Below are 18,648 nucleotides of genomic sequence, written 5' to 3'. Positions count from 1 at the left end.
TAAAAAGATTTTTAATTCCATTTTATTCTAAGTTTATATTTTTGACTATAACAATGCCTGAGTTAATTAAAGTGAGTATACAAAATGCGCCTAAAAGCTTCATGGAAGTATCATTATTTACAAAATTCATCATTGGATTATACTGATCCAAGATAAGAAAGGTTATAAATATAACAGCGAGTATCAAGGTTGCATGAGGCAACAGCTTCACTATTTGATTGAGTATCTTTTTCATTATTCTGTAACCTCCTTAATTAAAATGCAATCACTGCTTTGTCGACCGCCATTTACTGGATTGTTGACAACTGTACCATCATATGTCATAACGGAAGATTTACCTCCATCTAAATTATAGGCACTGGTACAGCCAAGCTCTTCAAAAAGATTAGACAAATTGGTTAATGTCATTCCTGCGGAATCATCATCACGACCATCCACTGTAACCAGACAGTAATGTCCCGGCTCATAGTAACCGATTGCAGTTCGAGGATTTTTACTTTGCAATCGCTTTGATGCATTAAATGACGTAATAGCGTTTCCCGAATCGTCTAACAGCATTGGTCCAAAGGTCCATGCCTGGTAGGCACCATCATTGATTGCCTCATCTATATCAAACTCACTGCCGGAAAAAGTTTTCATCGTTCCATCATAATATAGCACACATACATCTGCATCGGTCTGTGCAGAGCGGTATACGACTCCGTTTCTTATTACAATTCCTTCATTGGAATAGCTGTAATAATCACCGTTTGTTGCTAAAATTGCATTATTATCAGAAGCCATATTAGATATTGTATCTTTATAGCCTGTTCCATATGTATCCTTCGCAAGCGCCGTTTGGAAACAGGTAATATCTGCTACATAAATATCTGCCACATAATAACTAATCTGAGATGAACCTGATTCTGTTGTAACATTTTCTATCGTAATGGATACATCTGGACTTGTATAGGATGAATCCGTTTGTACTACGGTATCTGTAAATTTATCTGCGAACTTCTCACTCCAATCAGTTACTTTTGATGCTGTTGTCGAAGTTGCTACATCTGTTGTACTAACCTCTGTAGTTTCTGAATTACTCGTATCACTTGTATTTGCCGAAGTGCTTTGTGTATTTGTATTTGTGGTTGACGTGCTTGCCGCAGTTGTAGTTGCGGCTGACGAAATTATTGTATAATCGCCGCTTGCCTTACTTGGTATGAGATAATGTGTAACATAAAATACTCCTACACATAAAAGTCCTACGATAATATCAATGGCTATTTTCTTACCTGCTGCCTTTACTGTCTTACTTGTAGTCTGGCTCATGATTCTTCATCCTTTCTTGTTACCTTCTGATTATATACTTTGTTGATTCACTTTTCTTGTAAATATGAATCTTTGCTGTATAAGAAAGCTGACAAAGAATAATAGAATTTCCGTAACTATCTTTGCAATTGCTGCAGGGATAAACATAAGGTTTGTCAAAACATATAAAATAAGTGAATTAGCACATAAAATGCCAATTGCCAAAACAGCGTACTTTATTCCATAACTTCTATTATCATTGTTGCTTTTAAAAACACATTTTTTATTTAGATTGTAGTTCGTTATCGCACTCACCACTCTTGCAAAAATATTACAGACTATAACTGAGAGTGAACTTTGAATGCCTGCAAATAAACTGATTAAGAAAATAAACAATACATAATCTAGTAATGCGCTGACCGCCGATGAGGTCATAAACTTAAATATCACACTATAAATTCTTATCGAATCCTTAACTGCACGAAAATGTGACGTTGAGTTACTAGAATCCTCATAAATTGTCTCAATGGATACCTCTGCTATTTTAATCTTTTCCTTTGCAAAAGTTAAAAGCATATTCATTTCATATTCATATCTTTCACCCTCTATTTCAAGCAGCATTGGAATATATTTTGTTGATACCGCCCTTAGTCCTGTTTGGGTGTCTGACACTGCAACTTTGCTTAATATCTTAAAAATTAATCGGGTTATTTTATTACCAATTAATGATTTAATAGGAATCTTTCCTGTAAATTCTCTGCTTCCTATAATCAATGCACCCTGATTAAGATAAAATGCTTCTATTACTTTTTCCATATCTTCAATGGAATGCTGACCATCCGCGTCTATAAATACGACTCCATCCTCAAAAGGAAATTGTTTTTGAATGTATTTTAACCCGGTTTTCATCGCTTCACCCTTACCTAAATTCGCAGGATGATTGATTACATCCACAAAAGATCTTAAGCGGTCAAAAATAACCTTTTTATCTTCACTGCTGCCATCGTTAACAATGACAATCGGATAATTCGTATAATAGATCAAATTTTCTACCATTTTGACTAAATGATGATCCGGTTCATATGCTGGAATGACTATTACCATACTATCGCCTCCTTGTGATATTACTATAAAATACGGTATTGTTATCCATGTGTAGGCAGTTTGAATGATTTGTGAAAAAAAAGATGATTCTAATATAAGAATCACCTTTTTTAATCCTATTTATAATAATCATTTGGCTACATTCATAACATATAATAAAACGGTAGTATGCCTCGTGGCTTTCTTAAAGCTGTAAATGATACCTATTCCGTCAGACTCATTTTATCAAGCAGCTCTGCTTTCATCTGATAGAGTTGATCTGATAAATCAACATATACATTATGTGGATTTATCAAACGTTTTGTTTCATCCCATAAGGTATCTAATTCTTGTGCGCAATAATTGCGAATTTCCATCACCTTTGGTGTCTTGTAAATACATTCTCCTGACTTAAATACAGGCTCTAAAATTTCTCTAAGTGTATACGTACCGGCCTTAAGCTTTGTTTTCTTCCAAGTTTCAATTGGGTCAAAAATCATTAAATCTTCATCTTCTGAAAAACTCTCACCAACCAACGAAATAAGATCCGCTTTAATTTTACCAGTATCCTTTTCATAAATGCGATAAATTGTTTTATTACCCGGATTCGTAATCTTTTCTGTATTCTCTGAAAGTTTAATCTTTGGAATGAATTCTTGGTTCTCATTCATAATTGCTGCCAGCTTATAGACACCTCCAAATGCAGGGCAATCCTTTGAGGTAATCAGATTCGTTCCCACTCCCCACGAAGATATTGCTGCTCTTTGCGTCTTCAAACTATCAATTAAATATTCATCCAAATCACTGGAAGCGGCAATTACGGCATCATAATAGCCCGCATCATCCAACATTTTTCTGGCTTTTTTAGATAGATATGCCAAATCTCCACTGTCCATTCGTATCCCATAATAAGGCATTGGTATATGGTTTGCTTTCATCTCATCGAATATCTTTATGGCATTTGGAACGCCTGATTTTAAGGTATCATATGTATCCACTAAAAGAATACATTTGTCAGGATAGAGCTTAGCATATTTTTGAAAAGCACTGTATTCATCTGAAAAGCTCATGATCCAGCTATGCGCATGTGTACCAAGTACCGGAACATCGAACAACTGACCTGCCAATACATTAGAAGTCCCAATACAGCCGCCGATTACTGCAGCTCTTGCACCGTAGATACCGGCATCCGGTCCTTGTGCTCGACGAAGTCCAAATTCCATCACTCCATCGCCCTTTGCTGCATAGACCACTCTTGCGGCCTTAGTAGCAATCAGACTTTGATGATTAATTATGGTAAGTATCGCAGTCTCCACAAGCTGTGCTTCTATAATAGGTGCAATCACCTTAATTAACGGTTCCCTTGGAAATACCACTGTACCCTCCGGTATTGCATAAATATCTCCCGAAAATCTAAAATCTTTTAAGTACGCTAAAAAATCTTCATCAAAAATAGATAGACTTCTCAAATATTCAATATCTTCTGTTACAAAACGTAAATTTTTAATATAGTCAATTACCTGGTCAAGACCTGCTGTTATGGCATAACCATTACCTGATGGGTTCGTTCTGTAAAATGCGTCAAAAATTACGGTTTCTGTCTTGTTGTTTTTAAAGTATCCCTGCATCATTGTCAGCTCATAAAAATCTGTCAACAATGTCAAATTCATTGTACTCATCCTAATCTCCTTTATTTAGCCCTATGGTACTTATAAAAGGATTCGAAAGTATCATCGCTTCCCGACTAAATTCAACATTTTTTATAAACGCTTTTATTATATCATAATTATCAAAATATGCACAAGAAAATGTAAAAATTGTTAGAATCTTTATCTTTACTATTTGACGGTAAGTCTGATAGTAACCTCTTGCCAATCCTTATGATATATACTATTATGTTCATATGGCAAAAAAACATAAGCACTTTTATAAAGCCTTTTTAAATGATACGCGTAATAATCAGGAGGATAAAATGGACGGAATTATATTTGATGTAGACGGTACCTTATGGGATTCCACAAAAATCGTTGCCAGAGCTTGGAATCTTGCAATAGAAGAAACCACAGACTTAAGTCTTAGGGTAACTGCCAATCAATTGAAAGGCTTATTCGGAAAGCCACTTGAGGCGATTATTGAAGCTTTGTTTCCTACACTTGAAGAAACAAAGAAAAAAGCCTTGATGCAAAGCTGTTTTGAATATGAGCATGCCTTTCTAGCCAAGGAATGCGGCTATTTATATGAGGGTATGGCAGAAGGTATCAAAGAATTATCAAAGAAATATCAATTATTTATTGTTAGTAATTGTCAGGCTGGCTATATTGAAACCTTTCTTAAAGCAACAAATCTGGGCGGATACATCACTGATTTTACATGCCCCGGTATAACAAAACTTCTTAAAGGTGATAACCTTAAATTAATTATGAAAAGAAACCAATTACAATCAGCTATCTATGTTGGGGATACACAAGGTGATGCCGATGCTTGCAAGATAGCAGGGATTCCCATGATCTATGCAAGCTACGGCTTTGGAAGTGTTGAAAAACCAGATTACCAAATTGCAAGCTTTGGCGAATTGCTGGACTTTGACTTTACTTCCATTTCATAAATTATATGCATGAATTAGAATTTTACGATTCTTAAGTAGACCTTTGCTGTCATTTTATATACTACAACATAGGTGACAGCAAATAATGCTGAGGTTCCTGCGATACACTTTAAAACCAGTTCCATATCAACCATATAAAAGGCTGTCAGCAGAGCCTTAATAATGTTAGAGGCTGCGAGTAAATGAATTAATGCCATAATAAGCGGAATAAAGAATACGATAATAATCTGGCGGTTTATTACTTGTTTTACCATTTTTTCATCCATTCCTACCTTTTGCAATATTACGAAGCGTTCTCTATCATCAAAGCCTTCCGTCACCTGCTTAAAGTAAATGATCAATATGGTTATTGTGAGAAATATTATGATAAATAGTATTCCAATAAAAAGTAAACCACCATACATACCATAGGCCTTAACCCGAAAGGTATCAACACTAGAAGCCGTTGAATTTGCATCAGACAGCTTTGTAACGAAAGTAGCAAATAAAAGTTTATCATTTTCTTCTCCTTGATAATTGATATATTGATAACTCTTTATTTCATTCGTATCATATCTGCTTTCATATACCTGATTGGTAAAAGCAAGCGCTTCTTCATCATTTGAAAAGATAAGATAAATAAAATTGGTTCTGTTTGAATTTTTACACTTAAGAAGAGGCGATTCAGTAATAATATCATCAACCTGATACATCTTTCCTACTGCATCCAGTCCCTCACGAAGCTTTGCTAAATCGTCCAGTGAAGCTAATATTACATGATTTTCTTCCAGACTAAGATTCGTATTGCAAGCTTTATTATATTCTGTTTCGCTGATTGCTACGAAATCATACAATTGACTAAAATCCATATTTTGTATATTTTGGTCTATTTTTTGAACCTTGTTATCTTCTAGAACAAAACTTCCTACTGTGGCTTCATACTCTACGTAATCGTCTATCTCAATCTGGTATTGATCTGCCAATTCCCTAATTGCAGCCTCCTGAATTGGCTCAGCCTGCTTATTGAGCATCATATCAAACGGATTAAACTGTTTAATAATTGTTTCCTGCCCTAAATAGAGTGACATACACCCTGCTGCTGTTACAATTGCCATCGTACTTAATATACAAATATTTGCTAATCCTACTGCATTTTGTTTCATACGGTAAATAAGACTTGAGGTAGAAATAAAATTATTGCTTTTATAGTAAAAGCTTTTATTCTTCTTCAATATATTAAGCAATACTATACTTCCCGTCATAAACAAAAGATAAGTTGCAATCATAACCATGAGAACGGCGGGGAAAAACACCTCAATTGCCTGAACATAATTATCAATCTTATTTGCCTTGTAATAGGCAATTGCCAAAAGCACAAGTCCAAGAATGGTAAGAGGTATCAATCCTCTCATTTTTTTCTCCCCATATTTGGCGCGTTGTAATAAATCGATTGTCTTATTCCTTAGTATGGTAATGCTATTGATAAAGGAACAGAAAACAAAAATGATACCAAACAGCTTAAGCGTCTGAATAAATGGTGTGATACTTAATAAAAACCTTGTTTCTGCTGAAGTATGGCAAATCTTTAACAGCACTAAAAACATAAGCTTCCCAAATATGATTCCAAAAAGCATTCCACTCAAGATGGCTGCTCCAAATAAAATGATATTTTCAGTCAACATGACGTAAATAATATGTTTTTTTTCTAGTCCAAGAATATTATATAAACCAAATTCTTTTAACCTTTTTTTAATTAAAAAACTATTTACATACACCATAAATATGACTGCAATAATACTAATAATAAAATTTGAAATTTGAAAACACTGTACCAATGAGCCACTAGACGGGATATCCTTTAATCCTTTGTTGTTAAGCATTGCGATAACCAGAAAATACATGCCTGCAATAATTGTATTTGCAATCAAGTAAGGCAATACCATATCTTTATTTTTTTTCATGTTGGTTAATGCCAGCTTCATATATAAATTCTTACCCAATGTCAACACCTCCGTCTGATAGTACAGACAAATTTGATACGATTCTTTGGAAAAAATCGTTTTTTGACTCGTCACCTCTGTATATTTGACTAAAAACCTCTCCATCTCGTATAAACAGTACTCTTTTTGCATGACTGGCAGCCTGTGTGCTGTGCGTTACCATCAATATCGTCTGTCCGTTGTCATTAATGCTGTTAAAAATATTTAGTAAATTACTCGATGCTTTCGTATCTAGCGCTCCTGTCGGCTCATCCGCAAGCAGCAGCTTCGGATTGGTGATAATGGCTCTGGCAATGGCACAACGCTGTTTCTGTCCACCTGATATTTCGTATGGATATTTTTCTAACAGCTTTTCTATACCAAGAGACTGTGCAATTGGAATCAACCTTTTTTCCATTTCCTTATAATTTGTCTTAGACAACACCAAGGGCAAGAATATGTTGTCCTTTAATGAAAAGGTATCCAGTAAATTAAAATCCTGAAATACAAAACCCAGATTATTTCTTCGAAAACTTGCAAGCTCCCCCTCCTTAATCTTTCCCATGCTTTTTCCTTCTAATAAAACCTCACCGCTTGTTGGTTTATCAAGAGAGGCTAAAATATTTAAAAGTGTGGTCTTACCGGAACCGGACGGTCCCATAATCGCTACATATTCACCCTGCTCTACGGTGAAATTTACATTCGATAAAGCCGGACACTGCTGCCCGCCAAATCTGGTATGATAAACCTTTTTTATATTTTTTACTTCGAGTAAATCCATATTGTATTCCTCCATTTTACAGCTCTTTTTATCGTATTGGCTGTGCTACCTTATTTTTACTATATCATAATAATAAAAAAAGAAATGTTCTGCCATAGCATAAGCTTACATTTCTTCTTCTAATCTTACATTTTTGTCACTTAAGAATATTTTTTAATCCATATACGCACCCTAGTTCCTTTCGAAACCTCTGATTCGATCGTAATGGTATGGTTGAGAGCTGTTGCTACCTTTTTTGAAAGATAGAGTCCTATTCCACTTGCTTTTTTGTCCATTCTTCCATTAAAGCCTGTATAGCCCTTTTGAAAAATCCGTTTCATATCCTCTTTCCTAATCCCTATACCAAAGTCCTCGATCGTAAGACAAATTTCCTTTTCATCCTCTTTTGTGTAAATTTGTATTTTTCCTTTATTGGAATATTTGATTGCATTGGATAATATTTGTTCTATAATAAATGTAAACCACTTGCTATCACTCGTAATCATCTGGTCACAGCCTCTTACATCGACGCCTAAGCCCTTATAAATAAAAAGAACAGAATATTTTCTTACGCTTTGGCGAATCATGTCACCCAAAGAATATTGGTTAATCACGAGATCTGCTTCAATATTTCCAATTTTTACAAATTGAAGTGCCAGTTCCACATACTGCTCGAGTTTAAATAATTCCTGACTGATAACAGCCTTTTGGGGAATATCTTCCATGTTTTGAAGCACTAAATGTATGGCTGATATTGGTGTTTTGATTTGATGAATCCAAAGCGTATAATACTCCAGCGCATCCGTGTGTTTTTTATCGATTTGACTCAGTGCATCATGGATTACCTCATACAGGCTTTTTATGATTTCACTGTATTTTACATCATAGGGGTTTTTCTCTTTCGGAAGTTCTTGCATGTCAATTGTTATGTTATCTAGTACATCCTCAAGCTTTTGATATCTTTTGGTAAAATGATAAAAATCATAAAGCAGATAGATTAGCATAATGGCAAGATAAAGTAAAACACTATATATGGAATCTTCCAAACCAATATTTAATAAATTTTCAAAGAAAGGAAATATGATAACTGCAATAAACATACTAAACGCAATATCTCTTTTGCATTTTAAATAATCTTTAATCATGTATAAGATACCCCAATCCTTTTTTGGTATCAATAAAGTCCAAAAGTCCTCTTGCTTCTAATTTCTTTCTCAAGCGATTCAGATTCACTGTAAGTGTATTGTCATCAATAAAGCTGTCATTATCCCATAGCTTTTTCATAATCCGGTCTCTTGATACCACTTCATTTTTATTCTCCATCAAAATTTCCAGAATTCGAAATTCATTTTTTGTCAAATCAATTTTACTATCACTATAATATAAAGAAGCATCATTTAAATTCAGCACTGCCCCCTTATGCTCGAGTTGATTGGTTTCGGGCCTGTAATCATATGCACGCCGAAGTAATGCCTGTACCTTAGCTACCACAACCTCCATCGCAAATGGCTTTGTAATAAAATCATCTCCACCCATATTGATTGCCATAACAATACTCATATTATCCGAATCCGAGGAAATAAAAATAATCGGAACCTTGGAAAGCTTACGGATTTCACTGCACCAATAAAACCCATTGTAAAAGGGCAGGGAAATGTCCATTAATACGATTTGCGGATTGACATTTGCAAACTCCGCTGTAACATTTGATAAATCCTTGACTCCTACAGCCATAAAACCCCACTTGCCAAGACTTTCGATTAAATTACTCTCTATTGTTTTATCATCTTCTACAATTAATATCTGATACATCTTCTTCTCCCATAATGCAATTGCATGTACACTGTCAGAGCGAAACTGTTCTAAGCTCTCAGCTTTATTATTATTTTTAAGAATATCATCTGAAGCTTACTGTGTCAATTCGATATCAGTCTTTACAAATTATGGGATACCTTTTATAATTTAATCAGACAATTAAAATGGAGGTATCAAAATGAGCAAAATTGATGAAGTAAGAGCAGCAATGGTCACTGCTATGAAAGCAGGCGATAAAGAAAGAAAAGACTCTCTTTCCTTATTGTTATCCGCACTAAAAAATAAAGCAATCGATAAGAGAAGCGATTTAACCGTAGACGAAGAAAATGAAGTTATTGTAAAGGAAATCAGGCAAACGAAAGAAACCTTGGAACTGACTCCGGCAGACAGAACCGAAATCGTTGAAGAATGTAATGCTCGTATTGCCGTATTAGAAGAATATGCACCTAAAATGATGAGTGAGGATGACATCAAGATCATTGTCAACGAAGTATTAAAGGGTCTTGGAATCGATTCCCCAACTGCGAAAGACAAAGGTAAAATTATGAAAGAATTAATGCCAAAGGTAAAGGGCATTGCAGATGGTAAGCTGGTAAATGAGGTGGTAGGAGCATTGCTAAAATAATGTCTTCTATGTTGTTTCATCTATTATGAAATAAAAAAGGACAAGTCTTTTTCTAAGAAGAAATACTTGCCCTTATTACTTGATTTGGATTCCTTGCTTATGAGGCAGAAGGCTCCATTCTCCCTGCACAGATAGACAATTTTTCACTCTCTCATATTAATCCGCAAAAACTGCTCTTTGGATATAATAATAAATAATGCAGAAAGAAATAATCATTATAGTAATTAAAGTTAACATTAAGGCAAAAGAATTGCCAGATGAAATTCCCAACGCAATATTTAAACTTCTTAAAAGAATATCATTGATTTTATTATTGCTTAATGCATTAATAAATGGCAATATTATTATAAAAAAGCTTGAAATAGCTGTAATTAATATTATTTTCAATTTTCTTGACATTTGATTCTTTATAACAATGAATAAATATCCAAAACAATAAAAAAATAAATAAAATACAAAAGAAAATAATAAGCTTTCAAAAAAAATTCTGAAATCACTATATTGCATTACTCTCTGGTGGAAAAGCATATCGTAGATTCCCTGAAATATATTAATACTATTTTTATTGGGTATCATATTACCAATCACTAATATTAAATTACCTATAATAGACATAGCGAAACCTACAATAAAAATTACATAACATTTACTTATAAATATACTCTTTCGAGAAACAGAGTTTTGCATTAGCATCATGAAATCATTTTTAAAAAAATGAGTTCCTTTAATAAATAAGAATATAGCTGTAATAATTTCCAGACCGTTAAATCTTGAATTATAATAGTCGAAGCTTGGATCAAATTTTCCCCATGGGAGTATAATTGTTAAGGCCATAATGCAAATCACAATTACATATAAAGTTATTATTGAATTTTTCAACTCACTTATTTGATATAGTATTGAAACTTTTTTTCTCATCATAAATCTCCAATCCATTAGTTAGTCAATTTTAAAAATAATTCCTGTAAACCTAATTTTTCAATTGTAATATCTTTTATGCCACTATAATCTGTATTCGTTAATAAGTAAGCTTTATATATATCACCTGAATTCTCAGTTGCAATTATATCTTCATTTTTTATATAATTAGCAATAATTTCTTTTGAACCTGTTACTTTTCTAGCCCTTTCAAGCAAAGTATCTTTTGATTCATCTATTAACACCTTACCTTGTTTGATAAGAATAACTTTTTCTATTATATCTGATAATTCTTCTATTAAATGAGTTGATATCACAAATGTATTCTTACAATCTTTAAATCTTTTCATTAAACTTTTATAAAACAAATCTCTATGATTAATATCTAACCCCAGTACAGGTTCATCAAGAAAAACAAAAGGTACGTTTATAGATAATGTAATTACAATTTTCAATATAGAAGAATAACCGGTTGATAGTGATTCCACAGTTTTATTCCAATTCAAATCAAATAATGAAGAAATTTCTTTTGAGTACTCTAAATCAAAACTTGGATAAAATTTTTTCGTCCAATATATTAAATCTTTCACTTTCATTTTTGGGGGATAATATTTTTGTTCTGACATCACATAAATATCTTGTAATGCCAAATCGTTCTCCCGTACAGAAACTCCGTTTAAGCTTACTCTCCCTTTATCACTAAATATCCGATTTGAAATTATATTTATTAAAGTTGATTTGCCTGCTCCATTTCTGCCTAAAATACCATATATTGCACCATATTCAAGTTTAATATTAATATCGTTTAAAGCATTGATATCTCCATATTTTTTAAACACGGATTCTACTATAATACCTTCTTTCATTATCAAATTCCTTTCTCAATAAATATTATAATTAAAGAACCATTACATAAAAAATGTTTAATTATTATGTAATGGCTCACTTCATTTATAGATTTGTATCCTTTGATGCTTATGTAACTATTTAATTACAGCAAACAAGAATACCTGATGCTGGAGTAATTACTTCCTCCATTTCTTCTAGTTCTTCAAACTCTTCTGCATATTCTATCATCATATTTCACATCTTTACTTTTGACATTATATGATGTTTGCTAGTTGCAGCACCAAGCAATACCTGCTGCTGGAGTAATTATTTCCTCCATTTCTTCTAGTTCTTCAAACTCTTCTGCATATTCTATCATCATATTTCACCTCCTTTCTGAGAATTTACTTAACTTGTAAACTTTTTAAACTTTGTAAAAACTTTTTTATATATATGATAGTTGTTGTTGTAAAAATTCCAACTACAACTATTGTTATAACGCAATTATTTATATTTAAAATATTAAAAGTTTCCAGTACAGCTTTTATTAATTGAATGCATCCATAAATTCCCAGAACATATGAAATCACAACATATATCATAAATAAAATATCATCTTTTGAATTTTGCTTAAGCATTTCACGGGGATTATTTAGCATCTGGCTTATAAGCGTCAAAGCCTTCCACCTTGCGCTTTCAAACCCAAATAATACTGACAATAAATGGTATCCATCACTTGTTCCTAAAGGTATCATGCAATTAATAACACAGCTTAAATTAACGTAAATTCCTATTGCAAATATCCAACTTTGCGTTAACAAACATAATTGTAAGTACACACAAATCTGTAAAATATTTATTATGACTCCGGCTGATAAAACTTTTATTTTATCTATGCTCCGATTTATACAAAAATTTTTATAGCGAATAAAAAAAACAGGACTAATTCCCCAAATAAAAGAAATATTTAGGCTTTTCCATATAAACCCGTTCTTATTTGCAACTAATAAGTGTCCGAGTTCATGCAATATTATCGAAAGAAAAATTTCCACAATAATATATAGAATAGAAATTACATTTATTTGATCCCAATTAAAAACTGATTTTTTAAATGTATTTATTAAGTCTTCATGCATAAAAGAAACTTCATATATTGTCAATAAAAATGTAGCAAATAAGATAGCTAAAAGTATGTAATACATAACATTAAAAATTTTACTATATGCCTTTTGAAAATTTTCTAAAGAAATTTCAACAATTTTTTTGCTGTTGAAGTCTATCATTACTTTCGATACAGATTTATTTTTACTATCCTCAAATAAGTTATATTTATATAAAATATTTAATACATTTTTAATTGTAATTTTTCCTTTGCTTATTTCATAGCACTTTTCATTCAGAATTTTTTCATTTCTTTCCTCTTTGAGATAAGGTAAGAATTCACTAAAAATTTGATACTGAAATTCATTCAGCTTCAAATATTGAGATTTCTTTTCACTTGCCATAAAATATTTAGTTTTACCTCGAAAACAATCCTTTGCTAAAAATATGTCATCTACTATTTGTGGTATCATACATTCATCTTTTAACAAGGAAACCTTCACTTCCCAACTTATTTAAGATATTTTTATAGTTATGTATCAAATTGCGATATTCCCCACTGTCTTTTTTCAATTCTGCCAAAAATTTGATACATTCTTCCATGATAGCTTTTTGATATACACACCTTGGTTCACAAACTTTATACAAATCACCATTAGATAATAACTGAATCCCCTTACACCAAAGTACGCAAATATTTCTGGCAATGCACTCCTTACATTCTTCCCCATCAAATCTGGATAAATTAGCATACTTTTCAACTTGTTTTTTTATTAAGCCTTTTTGTATATCCCCAATACAAGCATCATCAAAATTACAAAAGGTATGACAAGGATAGGCACGTCCATCTGTGTCAATAAATAAAGAATGCCCTGCTGTACAGCTTTTTTCTTTTTTCTTTTTTATAATTTGAAATATTGGTGATACAATGCCTGTAGGAATAACTTTCATATCATTTTCTGTTACCAATTTTTTTAAGTAATATTGTGTTATTTCTCTTGTAAACATATCAAGTTTTTTTAGAGCATCTGTCCCAGATATTTGAAGATCTGTAACACTACTTTCTACTGGTACTACAGTAAAATTAGAGCACCCTGTTCTCTCTATACTTTCAGCCCATTTAATAGCAGCTCCTGGCTCATACATCTCTAAATGATGTTGATTAATAGTCGCTTGTAATAGAAAATTAACATGATTCGATTTTAATAAATCAACCCCTCTCATCACCGAATCATAAACACTCATTTCTTTTGTAATGCCAATTCTTGCAATATCATTAATCTCTTTATCCCCATCTAAACTAATGGCAACTTTTATATTATATTTCTTTATAAAGTTTATAATTTCTTGATCAATTAGAACTAAATTTGTAATTACTGAAAATAATGGCGGATCTAAATGTTTCTCTTCAAATAAATTAAGAATATCTGGAATAACTTTGCTTATTTCTTTATAGCCGATTAATGGTTCTCCTCCAAAAAAGGATATGCTCTTGATTCCTTCTTGATACATATCTAGAACCATTTTTATTGACTTCATATATAATTCGTAAGTCATATATTTTGGTTTAGATTCTACATTCCCATATTCCCCTTCTCCGGCAAAGCAATACCTGCATCTAAGATTGCACGTCCTTGCTGACATAAAAGTTACTCCGACTTTTTCATGCCCTAATCTTAATTTAGGTTGGTCTAAATTATGGTCGATATTTTCTAATAATTGTATTTTGTCTATATCATACGTCTTACTAATTCGCGCGATTTTTGCCTCATCCACCCAATATAAGACATCGTAATCTTTCGTATCACATTTTAATTTAAAAACTAAATGATTCACTGATAATTTACTCCTTTCAGTCTTTACCAATTTTAGTAAAACAAGTAACAATTTATAATTATATATATACATTCCATAATCCAACTGCTCTTTAATCATTTTGTTATAAGTAAGCTCGATCATATATATTTATATGCTTAAAATTATATTGCTTTTTTACGTATACTTCTACCTATATAACATAAATAGACTATTTAAAAGCATAAAAAGACTATTTTTTTAGTTGACTTTATTAAAGTTGTTTCTTTCGAAACTAAAATGTAATCTGCGTTTCACATTTAATAAATGCCGTTCAAGTTTTCGTTAAATGAATTTGTAAGAATTAATAAGTGGAATTTGTATGTGGTTTATTTTCGATGAAAATGGCAATACTTTATATAAGAATTTTTTGTCATAGTTAAATCAGGCAAGCTTGCCTGCTATGTTTATAAAGCATAAGATTGGAGTGATAAGTTTGAGATTACCTTCGCATATAGCCATTATCCCTGATGGCAACAGACGTTGGGCAGTTAAGCATCATATGAATAAGGCAGACGGCTATGACTTTGGACTTTTACCCGGTGTATCGGTACTAAAGCTTGCCAAAGAGATTGGGATTTCTGAAATTACTTTTTATGGCTTCACAGTAGATAATTGCAAACGCCCTGCTGAACAGCTAAAAGCTTTTACAAAAGCTTGTGTCGAAGCGGTTCACTTAATTGCTAAAGAGGGATGTTCGTTACTTGTGATTGGAAATACAAAATCAAAATGCTTTCCAAAAGAATTAATTCCTTATACAAAAAGAACAAAGATCAACGGAGGAGGAATCAAGGTAAACTTTTTAGTTAATTACGGCTGGGAATGGGACTTATCTGGAATTGGTCAAAACAGTGCTATTTATTCAAATGATGTATCAAGAATTGATTTGATTATCCGTTGGGGCGGTATGCGTAGATTATCCGGGCTTTTACCTGTTCAATCTGTCTATTCTGATTTCTATATTGTAGAGGATTTATGGCCTGATTTTAAGAAAGAGCATCTGTCTTCGGCTCTTGTTTGGTATGATAAGCAGGATGTTACCTTAGGCGGCTGATACATGATTTCAATAATTTCAAATTGATATTACAAATTATAAGGCGATTACGCAATCAGTGACAAAACACTCATTGGGTAATCGCCTAAAGCACTGTAATTTATATATTGATTTTACGTTACTCTTGATAAGGTAACATTGTCTTTAGCTCACTGCTGACAAGCAGCTTCGCCTCAGTTAGGTTTTGTACCTCTTCAGCAGTTGTATCATGCGCAATTTCCTTTAGAAGAAAGCCTTCCTTTGTCACTTCAATGACAGCTAACTCTGTTATAATCATGTCCACCTTATTGACTGCGGTAATTGGTAGTGTTACCTTGTTCAGCAATTTCGGTGCACCCTTTGCTGTATGGGTGGTTGCTATAATTACTTTTTTGGCACCTTCCACAAGGTCCATTGCACCGCCCATTCCTGGTACCATCTTCCCGGGTACAATGTGGCTTGCAAGTGTTCCTGTCTCATCCACCTGAAGTGCTCCAAGTATGGTAATATCAACATGACCTCCTCGAATGATTCCAAAGGAAGTAGCACTGTCAAAATAAGAGGCACCAGGCAATACCTTTACAAATTGATTACCGGAATTAACGCAATCCTTATCTTCTTCACCTAGCATACATAGCTCGCCCATTCCAAGTATTCCGTTTTCTGATTGTAGAATAATGTGTACATCCGGCGGAATATAGTTACTTACCAGCGTAGGAAGTCCAATTCCTAGATTTACCACATCACCATTACTTAATTCCTGTGCTGCACGATACGCAATCATTTCCTTTGCACTTGCCATCAGCCTTCACCTCCTACAATATAGTCTACAAATATACCAGGTGTCATGATATGATTTGCATCCAATTCTCCGATTTCTACTATTTTTTCTGCTGCCACAATAACCGTTTTGGCTGCGGTTGCCATAATAGAATTAAAATTCCTTGTAGTGGAATTATAAAATACATTTCCTGCCTTATCCACTACGCTTCCATGTATGAAAGCAACGTCTGCCGAAAGCGGCAGCTCAATCAAGTACTCTTTCTCATTCAAGGTAATTTTTTGCTTTCCCTCTTCTATTTCCGTTCCAACACCAGTAGAAGTCAATACACCTCCAAGTCCTGCTCCTCCTGCTCGTATCATTTCTGCTAGAGAACCTTGCGGCACAAGAGTTACCTTAAGCTCGCCTGCCGTCATTTGTGCTCCTGTTTCAGGATTTAATCCAATATGTGATGCCGTCAGCTCCTTAATTAATTTGGCACTGATTAGCTTACCGATTCCCTTTCCCGGAACGCCTGTATCATTGGCAATAACCTTTAAGTTCTTTATATTTTTTTTTACAATTTCATCCATAAATATTTCCGGAGTGCCACAAGCCATGAAGCCTCCTATCATAACAGTATCTCCATCATGTAGAAATGCCATTGCTTCTTCTAGTGATAGTATTTTATTAATCATACCTCGCTCCATTCCGCCATCCTTTGACGGCTTTGTTCCTCTATGTAAAATAAATGATTAGACCATATATCTGTCGAATTTTATTTTAATCTCGTTCTACTATCATGGCTGTTCCCATACCCCCGCCGATACACAAGGATGCCAAGCCTGTTTTTGCTTCTCTTTTCTTCATTTCATGAAGCAGTGTGACAAGTATTCTTGCTCCTGAGCAGCCAATTGGATGGCCAAGTGCAATTGCACCACCATTGACGTTTGTCTTTTCTTCATCAAATCCAAGCTCTTTACATACCTGCAAGGCTTGAGCAGCGAACGCTTCATTTGCCTCTACTAATTCAATATCCTTTGACGAAAGACCTGCTAAATCCAACGCCCTTTCACAAGCAGGAACTACACCATATCCCATAATGGAAGGGTCAACACCTGCGGAAGCATAGGCCTTTACCGTCGCTAAAATAGGAACGCCAAGCTCTTTGGCCTTTTCTTTTGCCATTAAAACAATCATTGCTGCACCGTCATTGATTCCTGATGCATTGCCTGCCGTTACCGTTCCATCCTTTTGAAAGGCTGGCGACAGCTTTGATAGATTTTCCTTAATTGTTCCAAATCTTGGGAACTCATCTGTGTCAAACACAATTGTATCCCCTCTTTTTTGAGGTATTTTGACAGGAACAATTTCTTCCTTGAATTTTCCCCCTACAATTGCTGCTTCCGCTTTTTGCTGGCTTCTTGCAGCATATTTATCTTGCATTTCTCTCGATATATTCCACCTGTTAGCAATATTCTCGGCGGTGATTCCCATATGATAATTATGAAAAGCATCCCAAAGCCCATCCGTAATCATAGTATCAACGAGTGCTCCCTCTCCCATTTTATAGCCAAAGCGTGCCTTTTTTAAAACATAGGCTGCATTGCTCATGCTTTCAGTACCACCTGCCAGTACAATGTCATTATCACCTGCCTTAATCGTCTGTACCGCAAGACTTATGGCACGAAGGCCGGATCCACAAACCTTGCTTACCGTGAGCGCCGGTACCTTATTGGGAATCCCTGCCTGCATTGCAACCTGCCTTGCTACGTTTTGTCCCTGCCCGGCCGATAGAACATTTCCTATCAAAACCTCATCTATTTCGCTGCTGTCAATGCCTGCTCTTTTGATTGCTTCGATTGCTGCAATTTTACCAAGTTCGATTGCTGATATATCCTTTAGTGTACCTCCAAAGCTTCCGATTGCGGTTCTTACCGCTGAAACAATAACTACTTCTCTCATATTTTTCTCCATTTTGCCATTTAAGAAAGAACGGCAATTGTTTCACTTTATCGTTC

18 protein-coding genes are annotated in these 18,648 nt (G+C 33.9%); 3 read left to right on the top strand and 15 right to left on the bottom strand.

Features of this window, described 5'->3' with window-relative positions; all coding sequences use genetic code 11:
• Positions 1-22: 22 nt before the first annotated feature.
• The 4 genes from C8E03_RS10400 to C8E03_RS10385 form a co-directional block, all read right to left on the bottom strand.
• Positions 23-235 (bottom strand): hypothetical protein, encoded by a 213-nt coding sequence (locus C8E03_RS10400; RefSeq protein ID WP_110291009.1) that lies wholly within the window; start codon positions 233-235, stop codon positions 23-25.
• Positions 235-1,308 carry a phosphodiester glycosidase family protein gene (locus C8E03_RS10395; protein ID WP_110291008.1) on the bottom strand — a complete coding sequence of 358 codons (1,074 nt, stop codon included), beginning with the start codon at positions 1,306-1,308 and terminating at the stop codon, positions 235-237. Before C8E03_RS10395 ends, C8E03_RS10400 begins: the two co-directional genes overlap by 1 nt.
• Before the next feature lie 30 nt (positions 1,309-1,338).
• Positions 1,339-2,391 carry a bifunctional glycosyltransferase family 2/GtrA family protein gene (locus C8E03_RS10390; RefSeq protein WP_110291007.1) on the bottom strand — a complete coding sequence of 351 codons (1,053 nt, stop codon included), beginning with the start codon at positions 2,389-2,391 and terminating at the stop codon, positions 1,339-1,341.
• A gap of 203 nt (positions 2,392-2,594) precedes the next feature.
• Positions 2,595-4,049 (bottom strand): nicotinate phosphoribosyltransferase, encoded by a 1,455-nt coding sequence (locus C8E03_RS10385; RefSeq protein ID WP_110291006.1) that lies wholly within the window; start codon positions 4,047-4,049, stop codon positions 2,595-2,597.
• A gap of 293 nt (positions 4,050-4,342) precedes the next feature.
• Between C8E03_RS10385 and C8E03_RS10380 the strand changes: the two genes are divergently transcribed.
• The gene (locus C8E03_RS10380; RefSeq protein ID WP_110291005.1) at positions 4,343-4,975 is read left to right on the top strand and encodes an HAD family hydrolase; all 633 of its coding nucleotides are present in this window, start codon (positions 4,343-4,345) and stop codon (positions 4,973-4,975) included.
• Positions 4,976-4,989: 14 nt separating this feature from the next.
• Here C8E03_RS10380 and C8E03_RS10375 read toward each other — a convergent pair whose 3' ends face one another.
• From C8E03_RS10375 to C8E03_RS10360, 4 genes are all read right to left on the bottom strand, one after another.
• Positions 4,990-6,954: an ABC transporter permease gene (locus C8E03_RS10375; RefSeq protein ID WP_170122971.1), complete on the bottom strand. Its 1,965-nt coding sequence runs from the start codon at positions 6,952-6,954 to the stop codon at positions 4,990-4,992.
• Complete coding sequence (locus C8E03_RS10370; RefSeq protein ID WP_110291003.1) at positions 6,947-7,714, bottom strand: ABC transporter ATP-binding protein; 768 nt, start codon at positions 7,712-7,714, stop codon at positions 6,947-6,949. The genes C8E03_RS10375 and C8E03_RS10370 overlap by 8 nt, the downstream gene beginning before the upstream one ends.
• A 140-nt stretch (positions 7,715-7,854) precedes the next feature.
• Entirely contained in the window at positions 7,855-8,838 is a 984-nt protein-coding gene (locus C8E03_RS10365; RefSeq protein ID WP_110291002.1) for a sensor histidine kinase, read from the bottom strand.
• Positions 8,831-9,505, bottom strand: a complete 675-nt coding sequence (locus C8E03_RS10360) for a response regulator transcription factor (RefSeq protein WP_094377790.1) — start codon at positions 9,503-9,505, stop codon at positions 8,831-8,833. The genes C8E03_RS10365 and C8E03_RS10360 overlap by 8 nt, the downstream gene beginning before the upstream one ends.
• A 181-nt stretch (positions 9,506-9,686) precedes the next feature.
• On the opposite strand from C8E03_RS10360, the gene C8E03_RS10355 reads away from it, so the two are divergent.
• Entirely contained in the window at positions 9,687-10,133 is a 447-nt protein-coding gene (locus tag C8E03_RS10355; protein WP_110291001.1) for a GatB/YqeY domain-containing protein, read from the top strand.
• Between the two features lie 156 nt (positions 10,134-10,289).
• On the opposite strand, the gene C8E03_RS10350 is transcribed toward C8E03_RS10355, so the two are convergent.
• The 4 genes from C8E03_RS10350 to C8E03_RS10335 form a co-directional block, all read right to left on the bottom strand.
• Positions 10,290-11,051, bottom strand: a complete 762-nt coding sequence (locus C8E03_RS10350) for a hypothetical protein (protein ID WP_110291000.1) — start codon at positions 11,049-11,051, stop codon at positions 10,290-10,292.
• 17 nt (positions 11,052-11,068) lie between these two features.
• Entirely contained in the window at positions 11,069-11,917 is an 849-nt protein-coding gene (locus C8E03_RS10345) for an ATP-binding cassette domain-containing protein (RefSeq protein WP_110290999.1), read from the bottom strand.
• Positions 11,918-12,283: 366 nt separating this feature from the next.
• Entirely contained in the window at positions 12,284-13,471 is a 1,188-nt protein-coding gene (locus C8E03_RS10340; protein ID WP_110290998.1) for a M50 family metallopeptidase, read from the bottom strand.
• A complete protein-coding gene (locus C8E03_RS10335) occupies positions 13,458-14,816 on the bottom strand; it encodes a radical SAM/SPASM domain-containing protein (RefSeq protein WP_170122970.1) in 1,359 nt (452 codons plus the stop codon). The genes C8E03_RS10340 and C8E03_RS10335 overlap by 14 nt, the downstream gene beginning before the upstream one ends.
• A 454-nt stretch (positions 14,817-15,270) precedes the next feature.
• Here C8E03_RS10335 and C8E03_RS10330 point away from each other — a divergent pair, with 454 nt between their 5' ends.
• Positions 15,271-15,888 carry an undecaprenyl diphosphate synthase family protein gene (locus C8E03_RS10330; RefSeq protein ID WP_094377784.1) on the top strand — a complete coding sequence of 206 codons (618 nt, stop codon included), beginning with the start codon at positions 15,271-15,273 and terminating at the stop codon, positions 15,886-15,888.
• A 118-nt stretch (positions 15,889-16,006) separates the two neighbouring features.
• Here C8E03_RS10330 and C8E03_RS10325 read toward each other — a convergent pair whose 3' ends face one another.
• From C8E03_RS10325 to C8E03_RS10315, 3 genes are all read right to left on the bottom strand, one after another.
• On the bottom strand, positions 16,007-16,669 hold the full coding sequence (locus C8E03_RS10325) for a 3-oxoacid CoA-transferase subunit B (protein ID WP_094377783.1): 663 nt from the start codon (positions 16,667-16,669) through the stop codon (positions 16,007-16,009).
• Positions 16,669-17,325, bottom strand: a complete 657-nt coding sequence (locus C8E03_RS10320; protein WP_170122969.1) for a CoA transferase subunit A — start codon at positions 17,323-17,325, stop codon at positions 16,669-16,671. Before C8E03_RS10320 ends, C8E03_RS10325 begins: the two co-directional genes overlap by 1 nt.
• An 85-nt stretch (positions 17,326-17,410) precedes the next feature.
• Positions 17,411-18,592 carry an acetyl-CoA C-acetyltransferase gene (locus C8E03_RS10315; RefSeq protein WP_110290996.1) on the bottom strand — a complete coding sequence of 394 codons (1,182 nt, stop codon included), beginning with the start codon at positions 18,590-18,592 and terminating at the stop codon, positions 17,411-17,413.
• Positions 18,593-18,648: the final 56 nt, after the last annotated feature.

This window comes from Lachnotalea glycerini (assembly GCF_003201285.1).
In the GTDB taxonomy this organism is placed as follows: Bacteria; Bacillota; Clostridia; order Lachnospirales; family Lachnospiraceae; genus Lachnotalea; species Lachnotalea glycerini.
Note: the sequence above shows the minus strand (reverse complement) of the source record. Positions and strands in the feature narration are given on the sequence as shown.